The 8,517-nt window shown below is 46.9% G+C and carries 8 protein-coding genes; 3 read left to right on the top strand and 5 right to left on the bottom strand.

All coding sequences use genetic code 11. From position 1 onward, the window contains the following. Nucleotides 1–260 precede the first annotated feature (260 nt). Nucleotides 261–1,313, bottom strand: a complete 1,053-nt coding sequence (locus tag QUA36_RS30125) for a Gfo/Idh/MocA family protein (RefSeq protein WP_006635844.1) — start codon at nt 1,311–1,313, stop codon at nt 261–263. Between the two features lie 508 nt (nt 1,314–1,821). Here QUA36_RS30125 and QUA36_RS30130 point away from each other — a divergent pair. Beyond that, nucleotides 1,822–2,505: a PEP-CTERM sorting domain-containing protein gene (locus QUA36_RS30130; protein WP_333460032.1), complete on the top strand. Its 684-nt coding sequence runs from the start codon at nt 1,822–1,824 to the stop codon at nt 2,503–2,505. A 36-nt stretch (nt 2,506–2,541) separates the two neighbouring features. Here the strand turns inward: QUA36_RS30130 and QUA36_RS30135 are convergent, their stop codons facing one another. From QUA36_RS30135 to def, 3 genes are all read right to left on the bottom strand, one after another. Further along, nucleotides 2,542–3,879 (bottom strand): PrsW family glutamic-type intramembrane protease, encoded by a 1,338-nt coding sequence (locus tag QUA36_RS30135; protein ID WP_333460033.1) that lies wholly within the window; start codon nt 3,877–3,879, stop codon nt 2,542–2,544. 174 nt (nt 3,880–4,053) lie between these two features. Beyond that, nucleotides 4,054–4,254 (bottom strand): hypothetical protein, encoded by a 201-nt coding sequence (locus tag QUA36_RS30140; RefSeq protein WP_199292547.1) that lies wholly within the window; start codon nt 4,252–4,254, stop codon nt 4,054–4,056. Beyond that, the gene (gene def / locus QUA36_RS30145; RefSeq protein ID WP_190659061.1) at nt 4,254–4,814 is read right to left on the bottom strand and encodes a peptide deformylase; all 561 of its coding nucleotides are present in this window, start codon (nt 4,812–4,814) and stop codon (nt 4,254–4,256) included. The genes QUA36_RS30140 and def overlap by 1 nt, the downstream gene beginning before the upstream one ends. A 101-nt stretch (nt 4,815–4,915) precedes the next feature. On the opposite strand from def, the gene QUA36_RS30150 reads away from it, so the two are divergent. Next, nucleotides 4,916–5,428, top strand: a complete 513-nt coding sequence (locus QUA36_RS30150) for a DUF1648 domain-containing protein (RefSeq protein WP_333460034.1) — start codon at nt 4,916–4,918, stop codon at nt 5,426–5,428. A 238-nt stretch (nt 5,429–5,666) separates the two neighbouring features. Here the strand turns inward: QUA36_RS30150 and QUA36_RS30155 are convergent, their stop codons facing one another. Next, nucleotides 5,667–6,122, bottom strand: coding sequence for an aspartyl protease (locus tag QUA36_RS30155; protein WP_333233338.1), 456 nt, complete (start codon nt 6,120–6,122; stop codon nt 5,667–5,669). Between the two features lie 119 nt (nt 6,123–6,241). On the opposite strand from QUA36_RS30155, the gene QUA36_RS30160 reads away from it, so the two are divergent. Next, complete coding sequence (locus QUA36_RS30160) at nt 6,242–7,534, top strand: pentapeptide repeat-containing protein (protein ID WP_333460035.1); 1,293 nt, start codon at nt 6,242–6,244, stop codon at nt 7,532–7,534. Nucleotides 7,535–8,517 lie beyond the last annotated feature (983 nt).

Genomic DNA, 8,517 nt, shown 5'->3' on the forward strand with positions numbered 1-8,517 from the left:
TTTTTTATTTCTGGGTCCTGAGTTTGTGCGTTGGAATGAATCCGGGGGCTTGTATCCTGGATGCTTGATTGTCAATCTAAAGTCTAAAATTGTTCGACTGAGCGCAACTCGACGCACGCGCTCACCGAACTTCTCACGCCGAATTGTCCAATTTCAAATCGGCTGACATCGAATCCGGTTGCATGGGAACAGTTACCCTCTTCAACGAACAACAAACCCAAACTGTAAAAGCACCCGGAAACGACACGATTTGTCTCGATTTAGCTAACTTGCAAAGTAGACTCTAGCTCTTTCGGATACCAAGCTTGACCGTCGAGAGCCATTTGCTCAATCAAACTCGCAAGCCGCAGAGCTTTGAGAGCTTGTTCTCCTCCCACAGAAGGCTGATTTCCACCCCGCACGCAATTAATAAAATGCTCCAATTCTGCGTGGAGCGGTTCAATATTGCTAGTGTAAACTTTCTCGATCAACCCATCTTGACGGTAAAGCACCTGACCGTAATCGGTCACATAATTGGCGGTTGTTTGCCGATGAATCAAGATTTCGTTGTTGAGAAAATCTGCCTCTGTCAGAGAATTCTTGCAGTGAGCCACGATTGAACGAAGTTTGCGGTGCGTCACCTTACTGGCAGTCAGGGTGGCGACAATGCCGTTAGCAAAGTTCAACGTCGCTGTCACGTAGTCTAAATAACCTGAATCTGAGGCCCTGCTGCCGCTGGCGGTCAGCTTCACCACTTGGGAATCTGCCAATTCCAAGAGCAAGTCGATGTCGTGGATCATTAAATCCAATACTACCGATACGTCGTTGGCCCGCTGGGAATAGGGACTCATCCGGTGAGCTTCCAATGCCAGTAACTCTTCAGTTTTCAGCACTTTGCCGAGTTCCTGAAAAGCTGGATTGAAGCGCTCGATGTGACCCACTTGTAAAATCCGGTGGGCCTCAGCAGCCGCGTTGACCAAAGATTCGGCTTCGGCAATGCTAGCCGCGATCGGCTTTTCAATTAAAACGTGAACACCCGCTTGGAGACAAGACATCCCCACAGGGTGATGCAGGCGAGTTGGAACGGCGACGCAAACTGCATCTACGTGGGCGAGCAAATCTCGGTAGTCTTCAAAGAAACGAACCCGGTATTTGCTTGCTACATCTATTCCCCGCTCTACATTTATGTCTGCAACACCCACGAGTTCGATATCTTTTAGCAAGCTCAGAACTCGCGTGTGATGCTGGCCCATATTGCCAACCCCAATCACCCCAATGCGGAGGGGTTCGGGTTGACTTCGCTGGGCGAAAACGTTTGCGTATCCCAATGACATCCTATCTAGCACTCCTGGATTCTCCTCCACCACCACAGGAATCAAGCCCCTTGGCTTCCCTCAGCTACTCACAGCCATCCAGATAGTACCACAGTCAAACTATTTGTGAAGAATTTCTAAGTTCAGTTGCGATTATCGCATCCGGCCGTTAAACAGAAGCTACTCATACACAAGGGCAGAATACTGGGGTAAAATGCCCGTAAATTGCGTATTGACAAAATTCATTAAGTGTGTATACAGATCGGGGCGATCGCCTGCAGCATCCCAACAACACAAACCCGTCGGAATATTTGGCGATTACGATCAAACATTTTTCGAGTTTGTGTTCAAAAGTAATAGTGAAAGTCATAAATTATACAAATACAACAGATGACGCACCCGTATTAGTTCGGTTATTTACATTCGGCAATCTTTGACTTCAAAAAAATTTACTTTAAGAATGCGGATAATTACGGGCGATCGCTCACTCAAATAAATTACACTTACGTGAAGCTTAATAAAAAAAACAATGAGTCACAAACTAAGGCCCAGATTAGGAAGTGCGATCGCTAGCACAATTTTAAGTTTGTTTTCTGCCGTGTCATTGGTAGGAGTAGACAAAGCACAAGCCGCCGTACTCACCTACAATATCAATTTTGACGGTCAAGGTAGCGGTTTTTTAAAGGTGGATAACTCCTTGCTTACAGGAATAGACATTGAAGGAATTTCCGAGGGGACAGTTTCCGAGGGAAGAATGTACGGTTTTACTTTTCCCGAGTTGGGAAGCACAAAAGAATATGATAATTTGGCAGGGGTTCGAGCTGTATTTCGTGAAGGGCAGTTTCTCGGAGTGCAAGCCAGTGGCGGCGACGGTGCGATAAGAGACTATATCAGTCCTCCAGACGAACCAGGAGGGCCTTTTTTCTTGAGGGTTGAGGGCAGCGCATATTGGTCTATCGGAGTTACCTCTGGCTCGTGGAGTAGGGAGGTAGTACACAGACAGGTGAACTATCAATCATATATAGACGATGGATCGATCGTCACCGACAGCTATGTTATATACTCTAGATATATCTCCCCCAATGCCGAGGTTTCTTACACTTTAGTGAATACCGAACCCGAACCTGTTCCCGAACCTCTCACTGCTGGGGGGACAGCTTTAGCATTGGCAGGTTTAAGCTGGTTAAAACACAAGAAAAAAATGGCAGCTTGAGGTGCGATCGCACCTCAACAATTAAGCAGTCAGAAGTCACTTTTCAGAAAATATTCGAGTTGCAAAATTTTGCTCTCGATTCGGAGACAGAGCTCTGGCTTTCAAAATCGCGGCTACCAAAAACGCATAGGACAAAACTCCCACCAACGCCAACAAAAGTACGCTGGCGGCTCCCGACGCATTCCACAAAGCGTGAAGTGCGGAAGCGCTGAAATAACCTACGCCCAAAATTTGCCAGCGCTTCCTGGGTTTAAGGGCGCTCAAACCGATAAAATATCCCAAATAGCCGCTGTAAGCCATGTGTCCGGCGGCGGAACCCAAAATGCGGGGAATTAGCAACTGCAATCCTACTAATTGTCCGGCGTCCGGCCCTGCTTGCAGGGTGACATTTTGGATGACATTGGGAACGTACTGTCCCAGAGTTTCTAACAGTGTAAAACCGACTGCTGAGGCACTTCCTAACAGAATTCCGTCTAAAGGTTCCCAAACGCCGATTCGATCGCGCCACGGATTTTTCAGCCAATTTCCCAGCAACATGGCTCCCAAAACGGGCAGGGCTTTCAGCAATTCTTCCATCAGACCCGCCCCGAAAAACATTGTGGTCAAAAAAGGCAAAAAACTGATTGTTTCGCCTTCGATTGGCAGGCGGCCGGGCAAAATTTCTCTAAATACGAATATAAATCCAATTAATAAGGGGCTGCTCAGAATCAGGGCTGTAGCTAAAGCCGAACCAAGCAATACCCACCAAGGCTTGTGTTTGCCGCACAGTTGATAGATAAAGTAGTAAGCCGCACCGGCGAGGTAAGCTGACAGCAGCAAGTTGAATGCTGCGGAATTTCCAACGGCGACAAACATCGACACGACAACAATAACTGTGGCGATACCTGGATATAAGTAAGCTTTTTGGCTTAATTGTTTGCCCGTCGAGGCGATCGGGAATAATTGAGTTAAAGTGAGAGCATCTTTTTCGATACCAGCAAAATTGCCTGTTTGTCGTGCTCTTAATCCGGGTTGATTTTGGTAAGCGGTTATGGGAGATTCAAATATAAATTCAGGGCCGTCAAGGCCGAGACTGATGCGATCACCTGTTTCTAAAGTTTGGCAGCCAGAAAGCTTTTTTCCGTTGATATAAGTTCCGTTAGCGCTGTTGAGGTCGCAAATTTCCCATCTCGTCAAAGTACCCTGAGTTAGGGGACGGACTGCGGCGTGGCGGCGGGAAACCATGCCGTGGACGATCGACTCTAAAGTTATTTGACAATTGCGATCGCGTCCGATGACCAATTCCCCATCTTCAGAAAGTTGGTACTTGGATACTGGGGTTCCCACAGCGTCTTTGGCTGGCACTTGTCGCAGAAATCCGATTTCATTAGTCATGAGTTATGAGTCATTAGTCATTAGTCATTAGTCATTGGTCATGAACTCGCAAGCTGTTAGCTGATGTTATTTTTGAGCAGTCTTTATTCCACAGTTATTGGTTGTTAGCTGCTGACTAATTACTAATTACTAATTACTAATAACTGCTGACTAATGACTAATGACTAATAACTCTTATAGATTGGCCCTGGCATCCTGAACGGCTGCATAGAAAAATATGCCAGTTAGCGGTACGCTCAGGGCTAGAATGATGCCGGTGACTAAATTGCCAAGTTGAGCTTCTCCCGATGACAGCTCAAAGATGGAGCCGACTGCCGCGATCGCAGTGATGCACGAAAGAGCTAAGAGTAAACCACTTTTCGGAGTTCCTGCCATCATACTGATTTTACTGCCTTTGGGGAAAATTTATGCTTGACTAATGCTTCATTTAGTGCCAGCTTGTTTTCTACTCTGTCTACAAACAGCACTCCGTTGAGGTGATCCATTTCGTGCTGAATTGCCCTTGACAGTAACTCTGTTGCTATCAGGGTTTGTGGGCGGCCGTATTCGTCGCGGTAGGAGACTTCAATGACTTCTGGGCGTTTGACTTCTAAATAAACTCCCGGAATGCTCAAACACCCTTCTTGCAAGATGCAGATATCGCCACTGCTACTTTTGATGGTGGGATTGATCAAAACGATTGGGGGTGTAGCGGGATTTTCCGGGTCACAGTCGAGGACGATTACTTGTTTGTGGACTCCGACTTGGGGGGCAGCCAAACCGATACCGTCGGCACTGTACATGGTTTGCAGCATTTCTCGGACTAGCTGCCGAATTTCTGCATCGACGCTTTTGACGCGCTTGGCTGGCTGCCGCAGGACGCGATCGCCTAATGTGTGTATTGTTAGGGGCGGTTTTTCTAACTTTTTCTTTTCAATCAAGACCTGAGCCGTCATAGAACCTCGCGGGATGTTTGGAAACCCCCAACGAAAGCTGTTGGGGAATGGAATTGGAACCAATACTATTATTTTCAATATTAATCTAATTTTCAGTAGCCATGACTGGAAACCCACCAAACCAACGGCCGATTATTTCTCTGGGGCTTTCGCCTGTTTTAGTGGCGGTAGAGCTTTTAGGTGCGATCGCGATTTTGCTGGCTGTTTTGCTCATCATCAAGTTTTGGGCCGTTTTGCCCGATCGAATTCCGATTCATTTCGGCTTGGGGGGGCTGGCTGATGCTTGGGGCGACAAGGTGACGATTTGGCTCATGCCGGCTGTGGCTGCGATTATTTTTGCGGTTTTAACTGCGGTATCGCGCTATCCGCATACTTTTAATTATCCCGTACCGATTACTTCTGAGAACGCTCGCCGGCAATATCTGTTGGGGCGAAGCCTTTTGGTTTGGCTGAAGGCGGAGATTTGCTGGCTGTTGGCGTTTGTGGTGTGGCAGCAAATTCTTGTCGCTTTGGGTAATGCTCAAAGGTTTAGTATTGAGTTACTTGTAGGGTTAGTTGTTTTGATTTTTTCGACGGTTAGCGTGTATTTGCTCAAGGCTTATTCTGCTCGCTAGATCTTGGACAAAAACCTTAGATATACCTAAAAACCAAGTTTTTGGCCGAGTTTTTAAGTGCCGTTAATAATATCTAACCTCTCCAAAATAAAGAAACTTACTTTATAAGTAGGAATAAAATCATAAAAAATTTATGAGGAGTTTAGTCCTAACGACAAACATTTTTGATGGCTGGTAATTGGCTGGAGCTGAGAGAAATCACAGGCGAGAGGTTTGTGTTACGGTAAACGCCTCTCAACTAACCCATCAGATATGTTTGCTGATTGTTCATCGGCAATACTCGCAACCGTCGATTTTTCAAATCTGGTTCTAAGCCTAGTTCTTCCATTGGAATCACACCCAACAAAACAGCAGAAACGCCTTCGGGCAATTCTAAACAATCAAATCTGCCTTCTCTCCCCTCTACAATAATTTGAGCGTCGGCAAAAATTCGACCCTTTTTTATGCCCGCTGATGTTTCTACATCTCTTTCTCCTACTTGTATTAAGCCTAACTGGCTAATAATGCGAGCTGGCAAGGAAAGCAGAGTTACTCCGGTATCGACAACAACGTTATCGAGGATAACAGAGCGAACTTCCTCAGCAGAAATAAATCCCCCTTCAGCCATAACTCGATCGATGCGATTCGTGACGGTGATTGTAGTGATTACTTGACCCATTTGTTTTTCTTGCAGATTGGGGAGTACTAGGGCCATAGTATGTTACCTGTTCGAGTGTAATTAGTTGAGATTTATATTGTAATATTATCTAGAATCATGCTTGGTTGGTTAAAATCGTTTTATTGACCAGCCACAGTTAGAATTTGCCTCAACGCATGACACCCGAACCAAACTCTTCTCAACCCAATCGCCCTGAATCTAACGTGACTGTAGAAAGTCAGAACGGTGCGAGCCCTAATGTGCCACCAGAATCAGGGATAATCGTCGCTACTGCTGAACCGGAAAAACCGCAGCAGCCGCCTCCAACCCGCAAGGTTTTATTGCCACAGCAGCCGGAACAAACGACTCCTGAGAAGTCGGGGTCAGTCCTGACGCTGGGGTTGATCGCAGCGATGATTTTTGGGCTGGCCAATGACAACATTTGGCTGGGCTTAATTGGCGCCGTCGGTGCGATTGGCATATCGCTGCGGCTAATGTGGCCGAGTTGGGGCAAAATCTGGGTGCAGGTAATTCCGCCAACTTGGCGCACGCTGATCGTCGCTTGCTTTGGGCTTTTAGCTGGGATTGTTGGCTTGCTGATGCTCAGCGGTAGTAATACGGAACCGGGAAGCCGCAACATCCAAATCAACTGGGACGCGATCGGGGCTCTCGGCGAGTTGATCGGTGCTTTGGGCCAAATTTTGATCGCAATTTTAGGCGTTTACGTGGCTTGGCGGCAGTATGTGATATCCAAAGATTTGACTATTCAGCAAAATCGAATTACGCAGCAGCAAACGATCGATGCTTATTTTCAAGGGGTTTCGGACTTAGCCCTTGACGAACAAGGGTTTTTGGAAGACTGGCCGCAGGAAAGGGCGATCGCAGAAGGCCGTACCGCTGCGATTATGAGCAGTGTAGATGCTGAAGGTAAAGCTAAAATTCTGCGGTTTTTGTCGCAGTCGAGATTGGTTACTCCGCTGAAGCGCGATCGGCTTTTAGGCCGCCCCATCCTTGACGGCGACGGCGGCTACGCTGAAGACAGAGATTACGGTATCCGCGTTATCGATCTCAATGTCATGTTAGCGGGTGCTAACCTGGCTGGCACCGATTTGCGGTGGACGGATTTGAGCGAAGCCAACCTCGTCCGCGCCAATCTCAGCAAGTGCGATTTAGTGAAAGCCAACCTCTCCCGCGCTGTCTTGTACGACGCCAATCTCGCTCGCGCCGACATGAGAGGAGCCGCATTATTCTACGGCTCGGCAGAAACTGCATCTCCCCGCAGCCGTACCGAATTTCCGAACTATCAAACGGGCGAACATACCGGCGCTGTGGTTGAACGCGCTGATTTCACCGCTGTCAAGCGGCTGTCGGATGAGCAGCGCTATTACTGCTGCGCTTGGTGTGGCTCGAAGTCGAGAGAGACTATTCCCGGCGGCTGCGAAGGGATTCCCAATAAACTCGGACGTTAAAATTAGCAGTACGGCTGTACTTACGTATATATTTGGCGATCGCTCGGCAGCGGACTACACTTTAATTTTAAATCTACAGTCTTGCGCTGTTTTAGGCATGACAAATACTGATTTAGGGTTAGAAGTAATTCCGCGCCTGGAGCGATCCAAAATCCGGGAATGGTTAATTTTTGTCGCTGCTATATGCTTCCTGATGGGACGGTAAATGGCACATATAAATCGCTAATTTAGGCGACAGCTATGCAGATGATGGGCATCAGCATTCTGTGGCTTTTTATCCCCTGTTTCCTTGGCTGATGCGCGGCTTCACGACTTTGGGAATGCAAGTAAAATTAGGAGGGGTACTCATTAATAGTTGGACATTTTGGCGTGCATTTTTGCTGGTTGCAAGCTGTTAGTAAATTCGCCCTGATTTGGGGCAATGGCTATTTGTTGTGGTATTGGCGAAAATGGCTGATCATTACAGTCGTGTATTTCGGCATTTGCTCTTTAGCGCTACTGATAAACTCCAGTGTTATGCAATCGCTTCATCGCTACGCTTACGGCCTTGTCTTACTCTGAGTGGAAGCCAGTTGAGTGTTGAGTAGTCAGCCTCGTTGAAAATATGTTGTTATGGCAGTATTGGCTACATTCCTGCTGTACATAGCTGTTAAATTTACTGCGTGTAGGTAGCTTAAGATAGTTATCCATATCTTTTGCACAAACTTAATTTACTCTATTTCCCAAGCTGCCTGAAAAAAGTCTCTTTCGCATAGCATAGCGTAGCGATAGGTTGCTTCTACTTCTGGCCCAGCCTCTGCGTAGCGATCGACCAAACTTTCCAGCCGTTTTGCTAAAATCTCAAAATCTGGGCTGCTATAGGTGGAAATCCAGTCGCTAAAGGCGTGTTCCGGTATATTAGGTTTAGCTAGGGCGTAGGTACAGTATTAGAACTTGACAAAAGTAGGAAAGCATGATAAGTGAATTTAGGAGCTTGTTAAATC

Origin of the sequence: Microcoleus sp. Pol10D4 (assembly GCF_036701555.1) — a bacterium.
Lineage (GTDB): Bacteria > Cyanobacteriota > Cyanobacteriia > Cyanobacteriales > Microcoleaceae > Microcoleus.

Excerpts from the sequence above, each read along its gene's own strand:
- QUA36_RS30150 (WP_333460034.1), top strand. The coding sequence starts at position 4,916 with ATGACTGGAAACCCACCAAACCAACGGCCGATTATTTCTCTGGGGCTT.
- QUA36_RS30160 (WP_333460035.1), top strand. The coding sequence starts at position 6,242 with ATGACACCCGAACCAAACTCTTCTCAACCCAATCGCCCTGAATCTAAC.
- def (WP_190659061.1), bottom strand. The coding sequence starts at position 4,814 with ATGACGGCTCAGGTCTTGATTGAAAAGAAAAAGTTAGAAAAACCGCCC.
- QUA36_RS30125 (WP_006635844.1), bottom strand. The coding sequence starts at position 1,313 with ATGTCATTGGGATACGCAAACGTTTTCGCCCAGCGAAGTCAACCCGAA.
- QUA36_RS30130 (WP_333460032.1), top strand. The coding sequence starts at position 1,822 with ATGAGTCACAAACTAAGGCCCAGATTAGGAAGTGCGATCGCTAGCACA.
- QUA36_RS30135 (WP_333460033.1), bottom strand. The coding sequence starts at position 3,879 with ATGACTAATGAAATCGGATTTCTGCGACAAGTGCCAGCCAAAGACGCT.
- QUA36_RS30155 (WP_333233338.1), bottom strand. The coding sequence starts at position 6,122 with ATGGCCCTAGTACTCCCCAATCTGCAAGAAAAACAAATGGGTCAAGTA.
- QUA36_RS30140 (WP_199292547.1), bottom strand. The coding sequence starts at position 4,254 with ATGGCAGGAACTCCGAAAAGTGGTTTACTCTTAGCTCTTTCGTGCATC.